The 18,482-nt window shown below is 39.2% G+C and carries 16 protein-coding genes and 1 tRNA gene; 4 read left to right on the top strand and 13 right to left on the bottom strand.

All coding sequences use genetic code 11. The features are described from left to right. Positions 1-25: 25 nt before the first annotated feature. From FA047_RS16785 to FA047_RS16755, 7 genes are all read right to left on the bottom strand, one after another. Positions 26-97, bottom strand: a tRNA-Glu gene (locus FA047_RS16785). A 109-nt stretch (positions 98-206) separates the two neighbouring features. Continuing rightward, positions 207-2,171 carry an OmpA family protein gene (locus FA047_RS16780; protein ID WP_225872766.1) on the bottom strand — a complete coding sequence of 655 codons (1,965 nt, stop codon included), beginning with the start codon at positions 2,169-2,171 and terminating at the stop codon, positions 207-209. A 28-nt stretch (positions 2,172-2,199) separates the two neighbouring features. Then, positions 2,200-3,213: a PorP/SprF family type IX secretion system membrane protein gene (locus FA047_RS16775; protein ID WP_136837244.1), complete on the bottom strand. Its 1,014-nt coding sequence runs from the start codon at positions 3,211-3,213 to the stop codon at positions 2,200-2,202. Between the two features lie 9 nt (positions 3,214-3,222). Continuing rightward, positions 3,223-7,776, bottom strand: coding sequence for a T9SS type B sorting domain-containing protein (locus FA047_RS16770; protein ID WP_169304441.1), 4,554 nt, complete (start codon positions 7,774-7,776; stop codon positions 3,223-3,225). Between the two features lie 710 nt (positions 7,777-8,486). Further along, the gene (locus tag FA047_RS16765) at positions 8,487-8,711 is read right to left on the bottom strand and encodes a molybdenum ABC transporter permease (protein WP_136837242.1); all 225 of its coding nucleotides are present in this window, start codon (positions 8,709-8,711) and stop codon (positions 8,487-8,489) included. 44 nt (positions 8,712-8,755) lie between these two features. Continuing rightward, complete coding sequence (locus tag FA047_RS16760; RefSeq protein ID WP_136837241.1) at positions 8,756-8,971, bottom strand: hypothetical protein; 216 nt, start codon at positions 8,969-8,971, stop codon at positions 8,756-8,758. Positions 8,972-9,005: 34 nt separating this feature from the next. Further along, positions 9,006-9,476, bottom strand: a complete 471-nt coding sequence (locus tag FA047_RS16755) for a JAB domain-containing protein (protein ID WP_136837240.1) — start codon at positions 9,474-9,476, stop codon at positions 9,006-9,008. 421 nt (positions 9,477-9,897) lie between these two features. On the opposite strand from FA047_RS16755, the gene FA047_RS16750 reads away from it, so the two are divergent. Together FA047_RS16750 and FA047_RS16745 are read left to right on the top strand one after the other, a co-directional pair. After that, entirely contained in the window at positions 9,898-10,854 is a 957-nt protein-coding gene (locus FA047_RS16750) for a phage exclusion protein Lit family protein (RefSeq protein ID WP_136837239.1), read from the top strand. A 14-nt stretch (positions 10,855-10,868) separates the two neighbouring features. Further along, on the top strand, positions 10,869-11,333 hold the full coding sequence (locus FA047_RS16745; RefSeq protein ID WP_136837238.1) for a hypothetical protein: 465 nt from the start codon (positions 10,869-10,871) through the stop codon (positions 11,331-11,333). A gap of 13 nt (positions 11,334-11,346) precedes the next feature. Here FA047_RS16745 and FA047_RS16740 read toward each other — a convergent pair whose 3' ends face one another. Genes FA047_RS16740 through FA047_RS16730 form a run of 3 tightly spaced genes read right to left on the bottom strand, consistent with a single transcriptional unit; the run spans position 11,347 to position 13,129 of the window. Then, a complete protein-coding gene (locus FA047_RS16740; RefSeq protein WP_136837237.1) occupies positions 11,347-11,946 on the bottom strand; it encodes a hypothetical protein in 600 nt (199 codons plus the stop codon). A 1-nt stretch (position 11,947) separates the two neighbouring features. Beyond that, positions 11,948-12,370 (bottom strand): hypothetical protein, encoded by a 423-nt coding sequence (locus FA047_RS16735; protein ID WP_136837236.1) that lies wholly within the window; start codon positions 12,368-12,370, stop codon positions 11,948-11,950. A 3-nt stretch (positions 12,371-12,373) separates the two neighbouring features. Further along, positions 12,374-13,129 carry a hypothetical protein gene (locus FA047_RS16730; RefSeq protein WP_136837235.1) on the bottom strand — a complete coding sequence of 252 codons (756 nt, stop codon included), beginning with the start codon at positions 13,127-13,129 and terminating at the stop codon, positions 12,374-12,376. 201 nt (positions 13,130-13,330) lie between these two features. On the opposite strand from FA047_RS16730, the gene FA047_RS16725 reads away from it, so the two are divergent. Then, a complete protein-coding gene (locus FA047_RS16725; RefSeq protein ID WP_136837234.1) occupies positions 13,331-13,996 on the top strand; it encodes a hypothetical protein in 666 nt (221 codons plus the stop codon). A 10-nt stretch (positions 13,997-14,006) separates the two neighbouring features. Here FA047_RS16725 and FA047_RS16720 read toward each other — a convergent pair whose 3' ends face one another. Both FA047_RS16720 and FA047_RS16715 read right to left on the bottom strand, forming a co-directional pair. Beyond that, on the bottom strand, positions 14,007-15,683 hold the full coding sequence (locus FA047_RS16720; RefSeq protein WP_136837233.1) for a hypothetical protein: 1,677 nt from the start codon (positions 15,681-15,683) through the stop codon (positions 14,007-14,009). Position 15,684: 1 nt separating this feature from the next. Further along, the gene (locus tag FA047_RS16715) at positions 15,685-16,452 is read right to left on the bottom strand and encodes a hypothetical protein (RefSeq protein ID WP_136837232.1); all 768 of its coding nucleotides are present in this window, start codon (positions 16,450-16,452) and stop codon (positions 15,685-15,687) included. A 207-nt stretch (positions 16,453-16,659) separates the two neighbouring features. On the opposite strand from FA047_RS16715, the gene FA047_RS16710 reads away from it, so the two are divergent. Further along, positions 16,660-17,286 (top strand): hypothetical protein, encoded by a 627-nt coding sequence (locus FA047_RS16710; protein ID WP_136837231.1) that lies wholly within the window; start codon positions 16,660-16,662, stop codon positions 17,284-17,286. A gap of 23 nt (positions 17,287-17,309) precedes the next feature. On the opposite strand, the gene FA047_RS16705 is transcribed toward FA047_RS16710, so the two are convergent. Continuing rightward, positions 17,310-18,482: a Shedu immune nuclease family protein gene (locus FA047_RS16705; RefSeq protein WP_136837230.1), complete on the bottom strand. Its 1,173-nt coding sequence runs from the start codon at positions 18,480-18,482 to the stop codon at positions 17,310-17,312.

Raw genomic sequence — 18,482 nt, 5'->3', positions numbered from 1 at the left:
TTAAATGAACATCAAGGCTTTTCAGTAGCCCGTAGGGGAATCGAACCCCTGTTTCCAGAATGAAAATCTGGCGTCCTCACCCCTAGACGAACGGGCCATTCCTAACGACTTTACACTCCAGCAACTTTTAATAAATCGCTCTTATTATCGTAACGGGATGCAAAGATAAAATTCATAATCGTTTTATAAAACTTTTTTTAAAAATCTTAATTCTTTACAACTTTAAACTCCGTCCTCCTATTTTGCTGATGTTCTGCAGAAGAGCACTTCACGCCGTCACTACATTTATTAAGCAACATAGTTTCACCATATCCTCTGGCTGTCATTCTATTTCTTGAAATCCCTCGGCTTACCAGATAATTCACAGCAGATTTCGCCCTGCGTTGTGACAAATCAAGGTTATAGCTATCCAGTCCTCTGCTATCTGTATGAGAACCGAGTTCAATTTCCAATGTCGGATTGTCGCGCATGATTCTCACTAGTTCATCCAAAATCTCAGTAGCATCGGGCCTGATCTTATCTTTATCAAAATCATAATGAATATTTTCCAAAACAAATACCTGCCCCACTTCAAGTAATGGCTGCAAACGTAATGTAGCCACCAATGTATCTGACTTAACCAATCCTTTTGTACTCACTGTCGCTGAATCGCTAAAAAATTTGAGTTTCTGACCTAATACTTTATAGTTTGTATTTGCTTCCAGATCAAAGAAAAAAGTTCCATCCTCTTTACTATCCTGTCTGGCCACAATACGGCGACCGTTACCAAACAGAGAAACTGCAGTAGCCGGCAATACTTCTCCCGTCTTTTTGTTTAATGTAGTGCCTTTTAAGGCAAAGATCAATTTTGGCTTCAGATTAGTAAAACTATAAATATCATCTCCACCTTTTCCTCCCTGACGATTAGAAGACAAATATCCTGAAATTTCATCCTCAGAATTACCAGCAAAAGCAAAATCATCGCCAGCCGAATTTACAGGATACCTCAGATTTACAGGCTTACTCCAATGATTTTTCGTGCCTTTTACAGTAAAAATATCCAGTTCACCCATACCAGGCAAACCATTACTGGAGTAATACATCGTACCATCAACCGCCACATTAGGAAACATCTCATTTCCGTCTGAGTTGACAGACGTACCCGCGTTCTGCGGCGCACCCCAGCTCCCATCAGACTGAAGTTCACTAAACCAGATATCTGTTCCTCCGGAGCCCCCAGGCATATCGGAAACAAAATAAAGAATCTTCTCATCCGGACTAAGTGCGGCATGTCCAACCGAATATCGTTGTACATCATTATAAGCAAATGCCCTGCTTTCCCAAATCCCGTTATTTAAAGTATAAATTACCAGCTCAAGGTTATTGGTTCGGTATTTTTGTCGATCTTCTTTGCTTACCTCTCCATCTTTCCCCACATATGTACGGGTAACAAAGAGTTGATTCCATCGCTTATTACCAATTACCGGACCGGAATGATAGCGATCATCATTATACACCGAATTGTCCAAAGTTCCTGCTCCTAATGCTAGTCTCTCCCTCCGTTCTGCTGTATAAATTCGCAAATACGGATTCCCAGTACGACCATATGTGTTCTTTAAAATAGCAGCATTAGGTTCTCCCGTATAATAAACCTTGTCACCCATCGGAAAAACACCGAATTCAGACAAAGTTGTATTCACCTGCTCTTCGTTCTTTAACTTATGAGCAGTAGGCTTAGCCAGCCATATTAGTGCCGAATCACACCCAATGATTTCATTCAGCACTCTTTTCTTATCACCTGTTTTTGCAGCATATTGCTGTAGCATCTGCTTAGCCTTATCATATCGGGCATTCGCTTTTAGAATAGCGCCGTAAGCTAGCAGATTATCTGCCTTGCTCTCAGGATACTGAATTACTCTGGCATACCAATTTTCAGCCGCCTCGTAATCATTCATCTTCCTAAAACAGTCCGCCAGCCGCTCAAGATCAGTCAGTTTTGGCTTTTTTACGTCGGCCAACCTAAGATAAATTGAAGCCGCATTTGCATATTCATAATCTTTATACAATTGATTTGCCCTGTCCCTTAACCCCGGCTGTTCCTGTGCATTTACTACAAAACTCGTTAATAACATCAGCACTATAAGAAGTGATCTGTACATATTCTTCATGGAGTCGTTTATTTTGATTTTCATTAATATTTACTTTGCAATTCCCAGGCTATTAAAAGAATCTTGGACTCAGTACACGTTTTCCTTTTCCCGGGAATGTTAGTCCAAGGGTAATCTCGTGTGTGCCATTCTGAACACTACTTAGTTTACTCACAATATAATCGTAAGAGTATCCTATTCTAAAGCGATCATTTATATAAAACTGGGTAATACCTGAAACAGAGTTTTGCTTACTCAATTGCTGACCTTCAGCGTAATCTTTCTTCCACAATGTAATCCCCGTACGATAAGAAGCACCAACCCAAAATCTACCACCAAAGATCAACATGCCATTGATATCCAAACTCGTAGGACCTTTCAAATCTTCTTTCAGCATAATACTCGGCCGCAATTTGGTGTCTGGCGATAAATTCAGTAACGTACCGGCTATTAAATAAAAGTGTCGCTTACGCTTCAAATTACTCACGGTATTATTGTCCCAATTGAAAACACTGTTTGAATTGTCACCCGAGAGTAAATCCATTACCGAAGCTCCGATATACCATTTAGGATTATAATAGTAAACTCCGAAACGCATATCAGGAATCGTACTGCTGATTTTACCAACCGGAAGGTCAACATCACCCTGATCAACAGGTCTTAGTTTTTCTCCGTCAAGCCCATACTGACTGAGCCCAACGCCAATTCCAAAACTCAGACGCTGTGTATCTTCGGCATCAAGTCTCAGACGGTAGGCATAATTAGCATATATTGAGGTCAAAGATTGTGGGCCCAGACGATCATCTGTGATCTGAAGACCAAGGCCAACATTCTTCTTTTCTCGATCGGCAACCCCATCAATCGAAAGCTGGGCTGTTTTTGGCGCTCCATCTATGCCAGTCCACTGGTTGCGGTAAGCCATCTGCGCAAACCACTCTTCCTTATAACCTGCATAGGCCGGATTCACACTTAATGTATTGAAAATATACTGGGTAAACTGTATGTTCTGTTGTGCATGGGAACGAGTTATTCCCAATGCCATAAGCCCTATACTTATTAATGCACCTTTTATGATATGCTTGTTCATAATCTATTTCTATCGTTTTAACAATACCCAACCTTTGTAAGCACTTACCTGTTCGCCTTTTCGCATTTTTAGCAGATAATAATAAGTCCCCTCATTCAATCCTTCACCAGTCCAGGTGTTTTTATAATTGCTATTCCTATATACCTCATTGCCCCAGCGGTTAAAAATGGTAACATCTGCATTGCTGAAGAATTCGAGTCCCACAATTACGAACGTATCATTCTTACCGTCACCATTGGGCGTGATTACATTTGGAATAAAGAAATCATCTTTAGGTGTTGGAGTAATTGTACAGTCAGGGCAGTTCGGATCAACAGGGCTACCTGGCACTGGCGCAGGATCTTTAGACTCAGCATGAACATTGTTACCATTCGGATCTGTACCATCTGCTTTAGCAAGATTACTTACATAACCACGTTCCAAATCAGCCACAGTAATCGTATGTCTTGCTGTAATATTCACACTCACACCGGGCGCCAAACTAACGATCGTAGATGGACTAATGCTGCCCTGATCTGCATTCGCATCAGTGATCTTAATGTTGGTAACTGTCACATTCCCAATGTTGGTAAGTACCAGACTATAGTTAATTACATCTCCGAATTTACGTCCTCCGGGAAGGGCTGTTTTAGTCAAAATTAAAGCTGCAATCTGCACTGTAGGAACTTCTACTTCTGGATTCAATGGATTACCTGTATCTGTTGGATCCACTACAAAAGCGACGTTCTTAATGGTTGATGCCTGAGTAAGATCCGCTATAACTGTAGCTTTGAAGCTTAACGTAATGCTACCATTAGCAGGAATCGTCAATCCTGTCCAATTGATCTGATTGCCCGTAAGCGTACCCCCATTGCTGATACTGCTAACACGTATCAAAGACACAGGGACATCGTCACTTGCTGTAACACCAGCTTTAGCAGTACCAAAACTATTTTTAATCGTAATATTATAAGTTAATTCTTCGCCGGCCTTAACCGTAGCAGGATTACCGACAATTGTTTTGGTTGCAGTAAGCTTGCCGTCTGTTGGCACTTCAACCTCAGGGGTAATTGGATTACCAGGATCTGTAGGATCAATTACAGAAGCAACATTCTTAATTGTTGTCGTCCCAACAGGCAAGTTAGCCGCAACTGTAGCTTTAAAACTCAAAGTAATACTGCCATTTGCCGGAACTGTTAACCCCGACCAATCAATCTTATTACCAGTTAAAACACCACCATTACTAATTGTATTGATATTAACCAACGTTGAAGGTACATCATCACTTGCTGTAACACCAGCTTTAGCAGTACCAAAACTATTTTTAATCGTAATATTATAAGTTAATACATCGCCGGCCTTAACCGTAGCAGGATTACCGACAATTGTTTTGGTTGCAGTAAGCTTGCCGTCTGTTGGCACTTCAACCTCAGGGGTAATTGGATTACCAGGATCTGTAGGATCAATTACAAAAGCAACATTCTTAATTGTTGTCGTCCCAACAGGCAAGTTAGCCGCAACTGTAGCTTTAAAACTCAAAGTAATACTGCCATTTGCCGGAACTGTTAACCCCGACCAATCAATCTTATTACCAGTTAAAACACCACCATTACTGATTGTATTGATATTAACCAATGTAGATGGTACATCATCACTTGCTGTAACACCAGCTTTAGCAGTACCAAAACTATTTTTAATCGTAATATTATAAGTCAAGACATCACCTGACTTCACTGTCGCAGGAGAGCTTGCTATCGTTTTTTCAGCTGTGATCTTACAAGGAACTGCGGTTAAAACCATAGGATCGGACGGACTTGAACAAGTACTACCTCCACTAATAGCCACAGTATAGCTTCCTGCCTCTGATGCAAAATAAGTTTGCCCTGTAGCGCCTGAAATAGCATTACCATCTTTATACCATTGATTTCCTGTAGAAGCAGACGAGGTCAAAGTAGTACCCACTGCTGTACAAAATTGATTAGCACCAGTTATAATTGGCTTACCAATACCTGGATTGATGGTTATCGCAAAAGTCTTAGACGGACCTGTACAACCTGCATCGGTATTTGCTGTAACCGTAATATTGGCAACTATAGCCACTGCTCCCGTATTTACGGCAGTAAATGAGATATCCCCTGTACCTGTAGCGGCTAAACCAATAGCAGGATTATCATTAACCCAGGAATATGTTGTCTGCACAGCAACCGAAGTAGTAGGAGATGAATATTTAAGGCTTTGAACACCTGTGAAAGGAATTTTTTTAATCTCGTTATTACAAGCTACCTGAGGTGCTACAGCCTCCACAGTTGCTTTTGTAAGTACATTCAAACTTACTTTTTGGGCAGGGGTTACACAACTCTCAGTAGTAACTACCACGGAGTAGACACCCGCCATTGCCGCTGTTACATTATTTAGATTCTGAACCTTACCCATGTGGATAGTTCCGTCAGGATAAGTCCACGTATAATTCGTTCCACCAATAGCATTGATATTTAACACAGCATTACCGCCTTCGCAAACCGTTTCAATAATTGGATTATTATTTATTGTTGCTTCAATGGTCTCAACCACGGTGACAATCTGCGTAGTTTCTGTTCCGCAGCCGGTTTCTCTAATCCTGATTGAATGAGGACCTATTGGAATGTTATGAAAAATATGTGAGGTCTGCCATGTAACCCCGTTATTTATGCTGTATTGGAGCTGTGCTCCATTGATGATAGTCGAAGCGGCTACCGTCAAATCTCCTGTTCCACCTGGTCCACAGGCAAAACCACCACTATTTATTGCATCAAAATCAATACTGCTCGCAGCAGTAAAAGTAATCGGATCCAAAACAATCAGATTACATGTCTGCCCCTTAATTCGTAAAGCTACACTATAAGTGCCATAAGGCATATTTGTGAAAGGATCTGTTGTAGTTATACTTGTAACAGCTCTCGTCGTGCCACCTGTAAGTCCGGGACCATTTAAAATAACCAATTCATAATCGCCTGTATATCCTGCGTTCCCCGGGTTACTAAATTTCCCATTTATAGTAAAGTTAAAAGAACCACACTCTGCAGTTTTAGTTACACCTGTTATATTTGCTTGATTCCCCGTTGCAGAAACATTCAATGATGCATTATTATAACAGGTTCCAGATGAATTTATCACTATTGTATAATCACCATGAGGCCAATAATTTGAACCATTCAATTCTAAAAGATATCCCTGATTACCCGGATCAGCTACGATATTCCCAACTTGTGAAACAGGCACCGTTGGATTATTAGAGGCAGTGACTCTGTAAGTCAGGCCTGCAGAAGCATTTGGGATTCCCGGCAATGCGATACGTATCATACTTTGATCTAATGCGCAGCCATTTGCAGTGCTATACAGATAGGATGCGGCCGAACCTCCGCCAGTCAAATCAACAGTAAAATCCAGAACACCCCCTGGCCAGGTTTTGCCATCATTATCTATTACTTTCCATGTAAATTTGGAATTAGGAGGGAGATTGACAAATCTATAAACGTCGCTTTTATTACTGACCGTAATGCTTTGATTACCGCTTGATGTCCCATTATTATTCGTAAAGACAATTGTTGCAGGTATTGAAACCAGACTAATATCTTTGATTAAATATTGTGCCTGCGCCTGCCCACAGGTTGCAAAGGCACTTACATCAGGGCCTATCTGGATGACCGGAAAGGTTTTAGTCGTATTATTGCAGATGTTACGTAAGGTAAACTCAAGCGTATGCCCTGCGACAGTATTGGCACCGAACAGATAATCCGAAGTCAGAGACTGTTCAGCATAGGTAATTCCAGTGGTCACATCCTTTACAGATACCCGGTAAAATTGCTTTTCATCATTTGGGATCTCTGTATAATTACCTGTAAAAAATCTAGCAGGAATGATTTTATATCCTCCGGTAGCAGTATTTTGATTTTGTAGTTCTAAATAGATCGGATATGCATTAAAATCTGTTGCAGATCTTGGCAGGTCGTGAGTATATACCCCTGTTGTATTCATTATAATTGCAGTGGGACAATTATTGTCTTTCACCCAAAATTTATACGAACCGGGAGGCAAATTTGAAAAGACAGGAGAGTTTTGAAAACTTGCAGGAGCAACATTTTGATTATCCGGAGTAATACCATAACTAAGATTACCACTTCCTCCGCTTGCTGTTACACTTAAAGAACCGGGCTTCCCGACACAATCGATAATTGAAGCCGGATTAACATAAGCTGTAATCGGGGTATAATTTTCTGTAACAGCAACAGATGCTGACGTAATTATAGTATTATCATCGTCATTACCCCTTGCTTTAACGATATATGTTCCTGCCGGCAAATCAGCAAAAATATTTGTTGTTGTCCAACCTGAACCTCCAAACGGCCTGATAATCGTTGAACCTTGTAAAAGCTGATAACTGACCGGACTCGCTAAGCCTGTTACATTAACTGTAATACTTGCGCTATTGGGACAACTCGAATTAATTCCTGTAACTGTTATGTTTTGTGCCGATGCTGAATTACTTATTATTGAGAGAAAGTAAAAAACAAAAAAAAAATAAATCAGGGTTGACTTGTTTTTCATAAGGATATTTTTCATTAGGTAGGATACCTATAAGGAACTATCGTGCCGAGCCAACCGTCGCACCACTATGGTTTGCTCAAATACCTCATAATAGCGGAATATTTACAGAATCAGGGGCCTATGTAACAATTATAAACGCCTCTATATCAATATACCACAAGTTGCTTAGTGTAGAACACACACCTCTATTTTCCCCTCAAATCCCGAAAAAAATTGCCCAAATTAACTATAGAAATAATAAATGTCACACAAATCACTTATCAGCATCATACATTTCGATTAATTATAATAGTTTTTTTGAAAAGTATTTATCACTCCGGTTAAGAAAAAGTCAACTCTTAAGAAAAGAATATTATATCGACTTCAAAAGATCAATCGTATTGAAGTAAAATGAAGAGTGGCAAAAAGAGTAAAACAAAAATCCCGCTCTACTTATCGTAAAGCGGGACTGTAGCCCAAGCGTTACATTTGTCGAACACTTTTCAGGACGATTTAATGCTTTTGGCGAACATTGGAGGTGATCCAATGCCTTAACCGTGAGGCAAAGATAGCAATTAGTATAAGATTTCCGCATGCACTAGCCTAATTTTGGAAACCGATCTATTAAGTTGCTCAATATCAATTTGAAAAATTACTCGACAATATTAAAAATAAAAGCCAGCAGGTCATAAATCTGCTGGCTTTTGAATTGGAATGGATATGTGAATATCTCACAACCTCATAAGAATGGTCACTACCCCTAAAACAATCAGCAACAATCCAAGCAGATTAAAAATCCGCTCAAATAATTGGAAAACAACAGCGTTTAAATAACTGGAAAACACCTGCATACCTGCAATGTTCCTGCGCCTGAACTTGCGCTTATCGATCAGGTAACGGATAAGCAGGCCAATGCAAAACATAACCAGCCCGCTTGTATCTAAATTTGAAAACATAATCTATATTTTTGAAATAGGTGATCAATAAAATATTTACTGGTTTATTTTCGGAACTGGAAAAGCCGAGTTCCACGTCTTTTTAGATAGCTGGCTGTATAACCATTATCCTCAATGATGCCCCGCACCAGTTTTTCGGCAACTCGGGCAGTATGCAAATCGCCCGGATGCATTTTCATATCATCAAGGTTATAGAAATGTTTAAGGGCTTTAGCCAGCTCAAACAATGCTTTCTTTTCTGTTTTATCTGTACAACACATAATAGGATAGATTAAGTAAATAGGGTTTTGAATTTTAAAGAATGCCTTCATCAGCAAAAGAATAAAAGCCGCTATGTTTGGTAAGGATGATGTGATCAAGCACCTGCAAGTCCAGTAATTTACCCGCCTCAACCAGTCGTCGGGTTAACGTTACATCCGCCTCACTTGGTTTCAGACTATTACTAGGGTGATTGTGCGCTAAGATAATCCCAGCACATAAACTCTTTAAAGCCACGGAAAAGACCACTTTAGGATCGATAATAGTTCCAGCCATTCCCCCACTGGAAAGCTCTTTAATTCCTATAACCTTATTGGCACGGTTCAGCAAAAGCATGTAACACTGCTCAGTCATTTCTATAATGTCGTGGTTCCAGTGCCGATAAAAAATGTCATAGGCATTTTGCGATGTAGTAATCTGCGGCCGTTCCGAAGCCTTAAATTTGGGTTGATAGCTCACTTTAAGCTCTGAAATGGAGAAAAAGGAATTTTGGACTTGCACACTCATGATAAAAAAAATAAAAGGTTGAAAAATCTGTTAATTCTTCCTCCTTGTCCCTGTCCTGACAGAACTTTTTTCCAAAGAAAAAAGGACAAAAAAGAAAGCAACAGAAGCATGGTTGACCATACCGGAGCGGTATAAGTCCCGAAGGGTGGCGCAGCCATTATGCCCGCGCAGGTGCAGGCAACCAGTAGCTTCGCTTTCCTTTTTTGCCCTTTTTCTTAAAAAGTTCATCCTCCTTTATTGAGCATTAAAATGGTTGTTGATTTATCTGTTAAAGGTCAAATGCATGGGCAGCTACAGCACCTATGAAACACAAAACGGGGTAAAATAAACCCGACTAAAAGGCGGGGCTACCGGGAAATAGCAGCAGAACAGTACCTTTCCACCCCTATCAAACATCAATAACAAGCGTTATCTTTACTGTATGACTAACATACACCCAATTGAAACACTTTATGATCGTCTTATAAATACTTTTGAAAACACAAGTGAGATCACCAATGCAAGGTTAAGGGAATATCAGGATTCGCAGTTGAGCCGTTACATCAAAATCGAAACTGGTAATTTTTCAACACCTTATTCCGACCACGACACAAAAGAAATTGTTCTGAACAAACGATTTCTATGTCTGATGTGGTGCCTTAACTATATAATCCTGGAAATCACACAAAATAAATCAAGGACTGCAATAAAGATTACCGATACCTATACGGTTATGGACAGCGAGGATACCGAAGTAAAAGAACTCGATCAACTTTTTGATTGGGCATTCTCCCTAAAGAACCATAATAGTAATGATGAGTGGCCTGAAAACCTACCAAATCCAACGATGACTAGTTACAAAGTCAGGACAGCCAACGTTATTTTTATGGATGCAGTCAGCTATATCATGTTCCATGAAGTAGCACATATCGTTAACGGGCATTGGGGCAGCTATAAAGAAATCAGCCTTAAATTCAAAAATAGGGATGTTTTAAACGAACAGGAAAAAGCCTTATGTGTCCAACTGGAACAGGAAGCTGACACTTTTGCTTATGAATGTATGGTAAGTTCAAATGATGACGAGGATACAAGATACCATAAACAGCTCGGAATTATCATGGCTGGTCTTTCCAGTATGTTTGCTCTGAAAGCTAAAACCCGGTTAACTTCACTGACGCACCCAAGCATCCATATAAGGGTTTTTAATTCCAGAGAGCGAACCTCTTTTAGTGAGGGCAATGAGTTCCACTTAGACAGGGTAATGAATGTTGGGCTGAGTATGTTTTGCAGGCTTCATGGCATTCAATATGAAGATCAGAACTTTGGAAGTTTTAACTCCCTTTTAGATTATTTCTTTAACCTTTTGGACGCAAGTGGCACCCAGGAACTTCAACATTAAACCAAGTAAAAATTATGCCCGTTGTACCATTGGAAATAAAAAAAAGAAATACGCTAAGGGGATTATTCGCATCCATCCCTGATTTAAAGCCTTTTGAGCAAGTTATTGATATTCTGTTTAGTGAGTTTTATTCAAAGGACGCGATCATAATAATTGATTCACAAATAAATTCATCCCATTTAGCTCAAACCCCACGCAATATGCTTTCAAGGAACTTTGAACTATATATTGGCATTAGAGAAAGAGAAGATCCGCTTGATGTTTTGTGGTCAATATTTCATGAATATGGTCATTTACTTCAGGACAGACCTACTGACCAAGAGTTAATAGAAGGAACCTATGCTAAATATCTTCGTGAACTGGATGCCTGGGGTTTAGGGGAAACCAAGTTTTTAGAATTTGATATTTTAAAACCATATCTGAATAATTTTAAAACTTATAGAACAATGTGTCAAAATAGTTATGTAGTTGATAGATAAATTAAGTAAAGATTCAGGGTCTAAGCCCATATTTCATTAGCACTGTTGTTGTACATTTAATAAAATCCTCTTTTGTGTATTTTCTTCCGAGCTTGGTTGTGTCGGAAGCCACCTGCTGAAGAATCTCGTCTTTAATCCCTTTGTCCATAGTCCCTCTAAAACCCAATTTATAATGCAATTTATTTAAGAGATTATCATACACCCGCAATCTCAATGCCTTATAGAATTCAACGAAATTATCCATTCTGTTACCGAAATCATCATAGGTTAAGCCTTGGATAAACTCCCCTTGATGATAATCATTAAATGCAGCATCGGTAATTTTCTCGAATCCAAAAAATAACTGATTATTATTTTTCTTATGCTTGGCATGGAAATACATTTGAACTACAAATTCATCTACCATAAATGAATAAGGCTGGCTTTGATGCGCCATAAACAAAAATGTACCCCTTATTTTTGAGTAGTCTGGTGACCGATAGACTTTGTAACTTATATTTTCCAGAGCATGTTGGTATTTATGCTCAAATTCCTTGTTTGAACCCACTGGATCATAATCATTCAGCAAGGCACGAGCAATCTTTTGATCATCTTTTTTAAGCGCAAAACCCACGTTATCGGTCTGAGACGCCCGCCAAAAAATAGAGAGCCAAAACATAAATGTAAGTGAAGCCTGATTTTGTGCTTTGATAGGGTTCTTCCGCACCTGTTTTAAGAGTATCGGCATATTGACTTTCAAAATAGGCGAACTTCTTTTCGCAAACAGTACACCATTCATGATCTATAACCATCTGCGCTATCACTTTTGCTTCCAGTTCCTCATCAGTTAACTCCCCGAAAACCTCTTCCAATTTGTCAGGATTTACACCCCTACCAAAATGTGTTTCCACATCATACGCCGTTAATTTAAAACTAAGCTCCTGATCACGCCCCTTTGCATTTTCGACATTGAAGATTCGTTTTAAAAGAAAATGAGGTATAATATGAGATCCTGTATCATTGGCCTCCCGTTCCAGACATAACGCACATTTTTTCATCTCTTAAACGTGTAAGATTCTAATGATTTCAACCAACAAAACATCAAGATTTGCCCGAAAATCTACCTGTTGTTCATTTGGATGGGATTCCTTTTTCCGAATAATATGATGAGTATAACTATCTGCAATACTGCGAAGTGATTCATTAAGGCTACCCGCGTTTTTCCTAAATGAAACATTCGGGCCGTTCGCTACAACCTGATCAAACTTAGTAAACGCACCAAAGATCGGCGGCACATGGTTAATTATACTTCTTCCAATAAGCCCTACTGAATAGTAGTTTTCCCTCTTCCAGTTATCGTTTAATTCCTCACACAAGCGAATTAATTTCGCAAGATCAAAGGATGTTGATGTTAATCCTATTAATTCCTGTATCCGCGAAGGATTGACATAAAAATCATCCCGCTCCTGCTTTTTTTGCAATGACTGATTTTTCGCATAGCCAAACTCCTGATCATCTATAAAATCAGGGGTGACCTCATCTCCGAATGATTTCATCGTTTCCGGGTCCATTTGTGGTTCTAGTCCGAAACTACTGTTAGAGTTTATCCAGCTTTTTAATTTCTCCGCACTATGCTCATCCCTGTTTTCAAAAAATGCAATCCTGTATATCCTCTTGAACCCATATTCGATATAATTCAACGTGAAGGCAGTTATGCCCTGCTTGTACACAGTAGCTATTTTCTCTGCCTGTTGCAAGTTGACGGCAAGAAAACTGGTTTCACCATTGTCAGACTGGATATATACGTTGTATGTCATGTGCAGGCTTATTTTCAAGTGGCAAATTAGGCATAAAAATATAAAGCCCAGCTTCAAACTGAAGTAAGGTTTATATAAATTCCAAATGCTGTTTACAGATAGCTGCCATAATTAAATGCCTGATATCTTTGCATAGTGATGTTAGTAGATTATCTTCGGAAGCAACTAAACAGATATTACGCTATCAATAAGTTTCATATAATGTTAAAATACAGCCTGCCGTTAACCAATACGCTTTATTTAAAGAATCTAAAATCCTACCTAATTCTAGCCGATGATAATCTTAACCGATTTAAAGATCAGAATGAGAATTTCACAGCAAGAATGATCAGAAAGGAAACTGGCGCCGACTGGTTAGAAGAGGGCAGTCACCTGAACAATATTGAATGGCTTTTCCTAAATTCGATATTTGTAACCATGTACGCCTCTTTTGAACATTTTTTGATGAAAGTCGCAAGCACCCTTGAAGGCCAACCAGGTATTCAGATCAAACTGAGCCATATTTCGGGCAGGGGCATCTTAGAACAATACACCAATTACCTACGTTTGGTCGGTGGACTAGCCAGCGCATCAAGGGAACGTTCACCCTGGGGCCGGATGTCTCATTATCAAAACGTGAGAAATTTGCTAGCGCACAATGGTGGGATCATGCAAGATGACGGAGACAAAGCATTGGAAAAACATAAAGATTTTAAGTTTCTACAGCAGGAAGATGTAGTTATGGCGAGCGGCGTCGGCATGATCAGGATTCGGAATAAAAAAATACTAGAATCATTTGTCAAAGATACCACACTGCTGACCAACAACCTGCTAAATGAATTTAACCAGAAATATCCCAAACAAGCTGATGCCGATGATTTAGGCTAGGGCAGATATTTCATTTATTTTTTCGCTCGAAATCGGCGATTATTTCTTTAAAGATTGACGGTTGACCTATTGATTCCTTATTCACTGATGCAAAATGATGTTTAACAAATTCGTCAAAAGGTATCGTGTCGTTTACCGGATCGCCGCTAGATACATAGGTATGATAGGATTTTAAGCAATCCGCAAGTTCAAGCTTCCCGCTTCTGAAATGATCCTGAAGCAGCAGCAGATTATCCAGGTGTATTAGCGTGAGGGGTTGAATATTAACCAGGCAACCTCCTTCTTTCAGCGCAAGCTCGTGCATTCGCTGGTTTAAAAAGTAGTTTACCCCGTATGCTTCGAGGCTTATGTCAGTATGAACAATAATAGGGAAAATACTTGTGTCACCACGAAGTGGACTATCCACGCCTTTCTCTGCATACTTTCCGTTTTGTATATCTTTTATACTATTAAGCAGTTGGGAAATACCCTTCTGCTTTCCACGCGTATCCTTTTCCAGTTTTTCGATTAAACCCTTCTTTATGCTATCGATGCTGTCGGCATACTTCACTTCGGCGGATAGAAGAATATCTTTGAATTCAAACAAAAAAACATCGGCACCCTGTCTCATATAATAATCCGGTTCCGCTTCCTTAAGCGCTTTCTTTAACAGCTCCCCTGTCAGCCGGACATCACCGTATTCTTCAAAGCAATTTTGCATGACTGTATAAAACAAAATACGCTCTGAAAAGTCATCACCCATTGCCTGCTTCAATTTTGCAAAAGACAACCCTGTCCTTGCGGAAAAATCGAAAAGAAAACCATTATAGAATTTGTCAACAAAAAAACGAAAGTCCAAAAATAGGAAGGTGTTATCAGCGATCAGATATAAGGGAAATGTTCGTAATGATTTATAATCCTTATCTATCTGTGCTTTACCATTGACAACCAGCCCATGATAAAAGCTAAGAAACTCTGCATCTCCTTTAATGTGCATTTTTGGCGTCGGCTCATCATTGGTCATCAAATTCAGATAGGGTGATAACAGCCTCCATAAATAGCTTTTATAAGATGAAAGCGAAAGGCTATCAAGAAACAGCTTTAGTGAACTGGCATAAGCTGAGTTGGATTCACAGAACTTAAAAAAATAGTATACCTTCAAAAATTGTAGTGCATAATTCTTGAACCGTTCGTTCTCAATATTCCTGATCTGAACTTTCAATATTCGGTCAGCAAATTGCTGAAATGGGCCGTTGTGATCCCAGTCAAAAATATCCTGTTCATGTGCGACTCCACTGGAATTAAAAGTAAGTAATAGCCGGAAGAGCAATCCATAATCATTTTTATCAAGTTCTCGATCACTCTGCGAATCAGCGTGTACCAATAGATGCTGAATCAGATCAAGACAGGGCCGACGTTCCAACAGCTTAAAGCCAGGGCCGAAAATAGTATCACTGTTAGCGGTGACAAATTCCAGTAAACTGTTTTGGCTACTACCTCCCATTTTCATCATCCATTGCATGAGGTGATCGCTTTGGAACCTCTCATCGCTTCTTTTGCGGACATTGAACAGATGAAGCAGATAGCATATAAATTCAAGCGCTGCTTTTTGTGGAAGAGTACGCAGGGTCAATTCCAAGTCGATAGACTCGGCAAACACGCTTTCATAGCTTAAAAGTACCTGGCGTTCAAGCCTGACCTTTTTCATATTATAAACCGAGCAGAGGCTTTATCACTTCAAAAATTGGCGCAGCCAGTAAATTGGTAAATGTACCAACCCCAACATCTTTCATTAATGAGCCGAGACTTAATAGTTGAGGTTTGATGTCCCTATCTTTTTCCAGTTGTGCCACGGCATAATTCATTTCCATCGTAAAATCATTCCTAATTTGTTCGTTAAGATTTTGAATGTCTCTGGTGATTAAATCAAAAACCTCTTTAACGTGCTCTTTTTGATAATGGTTGTGCTGGGTTTGAACAGAGTGATCTGAACTCTGCTGAAATTGTACTGGAGCATTGACGCTACCAACATTTATGGTGTTATTATTCACGGTATTTGGCGTTAGGCTCTTTTTATTAACTGACATTTTTTCTTCCAGCCATTCTTCAAACAAATTCACACAAACCTCACTGCTTTTAAGTTTTCTTAGAGTTGGAAGCGCAACATGACGCATGTGTATGAAGAAATCTGCCTGTCCCTGCGTATGGATTGAACAGTAATTTTCAAAATGATGATCCAATACCTTCTTCATCGTATAAATAGGTCTTGATTTCATCAGTTTATTTACAAATTGTCTGTCATAATCTTCAGGTGTGACAGCTGTCATATGGTGGCTCCACTGCGTGCTGCGACCTTCCCAGCCGTTTCTGGTAGTCTTTCCGATGCTGGCAAAGACCTTTTCAGTTCCCAAATTTTTTAGCTGCAAACTTTCGACAGGCAAATCTTTTTGGTCACTAATGTCATAAAATGGGTTCATAGTTTAGCATTGAAAAACAAATATAACTTATCATAAAATCTTTCGGCAAAAGTTTTATGCACACCGTTGACCCCAATAACATGCACTATAAGAATAATTTAGCTATAACGGCTTCATTAAGCCCCGGCCAAGTCAGAAGTCAATAAGTGGTGTAATGTTAATAATTCACAAGCTATTCCCGCTAAATTTGATAGTAAATTAGTGTTTATGAAACCTATCTTTTCAAGAAACGAAGATTACACCAAAATAGCCTTTCTAAATTGGCGGATTGATAAATGGAGTGATATTTTAAACATGCTTAATATTGCTGACGGCTTCATGAGATCTGCTATCGAACTTTCAAAATTCGCATTGAACAACAATGACGATAAGGCTGCCGACATACTTATCTTTCCCATCCTCACCAATGCCAATCATGGAATAGAATTATATTTAAAAGCATTAACCTGGATGCTAAACAAAAAAATGGAAGAAGATATGCGCATTGAAGGCGCTCATAATATTCGTCAGATTTATGCTACAGTCCGTTCAAAAATTAAAAAATATGGCGGCGAAATCACCATTAAACATTTTGACGAGGAAACAGAAGGATTGAATAATTATATAGAAGAACTGTTTGAAAAGACACAAGCTACAGCCAGGCAGGACAAAATGGATTTCTCGCGGTATCCCTTTGACAATAAATATGAAAATCACTTTTATGTTGACCAGATCGGTAACGTAGAGATCGACCTTGAAAACTTTGAAGAGCGATTTTCTGCCATTCATCAAAGTTTAGAACAGCTATCAGATTTCCTCTATCATATTGAATTAAATCGGGATCATTACGAATAGTTCCTAAATCACACTAAAAAGAGCTATTTTATTTCCAGAAGACCAACACGTTCCAAATACTTAACCTGATATTCCAACAACTCATCATACGTCATCAGATGAATATGCCCCTGAGAAAAATGTCTGACACGCTTTTCAATCACCTCTAAATTATCATCCTTATCCTGTTTTCTGCCCATCAAAAGATGAAAACTGATTTTGTTCGGCCGCCAACCGTATTTTGCCCGGATAATATCATCGAACTGCTCACTCTCTAGATACTCTTTATAGTCATTGATCTGCCCCAAATGGCCAAATACTCTTGAATAGAGATTTGGATGAAAGGTCGTTTTCTTCACAAAGCCCTCATTTGGCAATTTAACTTCCAAAATATTAAGGTCTGTCTGATAGTTAGTGTTCGGCTGCAAGCTATAATCAGGCTCATGATAGTTTTTGGCATTATAATGCAGGCGTTGTTCATACCAGGATTTAGTGTAATTATCCCGCTTTAGGAAAAAGTTGTTCTCGTTAAAAAACTTGTGGTAAAGCTTTTCTTCCTTTTGCTTGTTTTGCCGATGTGTTCTTTTTAGCAGTTTAATATATTCATCTATTGCTTTTTCAATCTGGTTCTTATTGTCTGTTAACCAGTAGTAATTCAGTTTGCGGGGAAACTGCTTGAAATTCTCTGATAATATCCTTGTGTCAACATAGCTCTTTACTTTTTCAAAATAATAGGTATAGTCAACAAAACCTGAATTATAGCGTATTCCCAGATTGTCCATTTCGTCAACGACGCTGCGTCGCCACTTTTTCACTTCATTCCTGAATGTTGGGATTATTTTATGCAAATCTTCCTCGCCCGAGTAGTGCAGGAAATCGGAGAAACCCTGCTTTTCATAGAAAGCTAGATTTTCGCTTTCGGGCAGCAATAAAACGACAGGTAGTTTTTCGAGGTTAAAATCAAAGTGGGAGTAAATTTGTTTAGGAAAAGAGATTAGCATTCTTTTAAAATCCAATGCCTGCTCGCCCCAAATTTCATGCTGGGTGATCACCAGGTCAAGTGCTGATTGCTTTTCGACCACCTGCTTTTCAATGTATTCACTTGCATCCTTAAAATTATGGACAAAGTAAATTGAATCAGGTTCAGCAAAGCTTCCCAACGCATTTCTTGCGACATCTACTGCAAATGGATTTTCAAGGATAAATAATATTCGCAC

It is taken from the genome of Pedobacter frigoris (genome assembly GCF_005116445.1).
Taxonomy (GTDB): domain Bacteria; phylum Bacteroidota; class Bacteroidia; order Sphingobacteriales; family Sphingobacteriaceae; genus Pedobacter; species Pedobacter frigoris.
Note: the sequence above shows the minus strand (reverse complement) of the source record. Positions and strands in the feature narration are given on the sequence as shown.

Excerpts from the sequence above, each read along its gene's own strand:
- FA047_RS16780 (WP_225872766.1), bottom strand. The coding sequence starts at position 2,171 with ATGAAAATCAAAATAAACGACTCCATGAAGAATATGTACAGATCACTT.
- FA047_RS16775 (WP_136837244.1), bottom strand. The coding sequence starts at position 3,213 with ATGAACAAGCATATCATAAAAGGTGCATTAATAAGTATAGGGCTTATG.
- FA047_RS16770 (WP_169304441.1), bottom strand. The coding sequence starts at position 7,776 with ATGAAAAACAAGTCAACCCTGATTTATTTTTTTTTTGTTTTTTACTTT.
- FA047_RS16765 (WP_136837242.1), bottom strand. The coding sequence starts at position 8,711 with ATGTTTTCAAATTTAGATACAAGCGGGCTGGTTATGTTTTGCATTGGC.
- FA047_RS16760 (WP_136837241.1), bottom strand. The coding sequence starts at position 8,971 with ATGTGTTGTACAGATAAAACAGAAAAGAAAGCATTGTTTGAGCTGGCT.
- FA047_RS16755 (WP_136837240.1), bottom strand. The coding sequence starts at position 9,476 with ATGAGTGTGCAAGTCCAAAATTCCTTTTTCTCCATTTCAGAGCTTAAA.
- FA047_RS16750 (WP_136837239.1), top strand. The coding sequence starts at position 9,898 with ATGACTAACATACACCCAATTGAAACACTTTATGATCGTCTTATAAAT.
- FA047_RS16745 (WP_136837238.1), top strand. The coding sequence starts at position 10,869 with ATGCCCGTTGTACCATTGGAAATAAAAAAAAGAAATACGCTAAGGGGA.
- FA047_RS16735 (WP_136837236.1), bottom strand. The coding sequence starts at position 12,370 with ATGAAAAAATGTGCGTTATGTCTGGAACGGGAGGCCAATGATACAGGA.
- FA047_RS16730 (WP_136837235.1), bottom strand. The coding sequence starts at position 13,129 with ATGACATACAACGTATATATCCAGTCTGACAATGGTGAAACCAGTTTT.
- FA047_RS16725 (WP_136837234.1), top strand. The coding sequence starts at position 13,331 with ATGTTAAAATACAGCCTGCCGTTAACCAATACGCTTTATTTAAAGAAT.
- FA047_RS16720 (WP_136837233.1), bottom strand. The coding sequence starts at position 15,683 with ATGAAAAAGGTCAGGCTTGAACGCCAGGTACTTTTAAGCTATGAAAGC.
- FA047_RS16715 (WP_136837232.1), bottom strand. The coding sequence starts at position 16,452 with ATGAACCCATTTTATGACATTAGTGACCAAAAAGATTTGCCTGTCGAA.
- FA047_RS16710 (WP_136837231.1), top strand. The coding sequence starts at position 16,660 with ATGAAACCTATCTTTTCAAGAAACGAAGATTACACCAAAATAGCCTTT.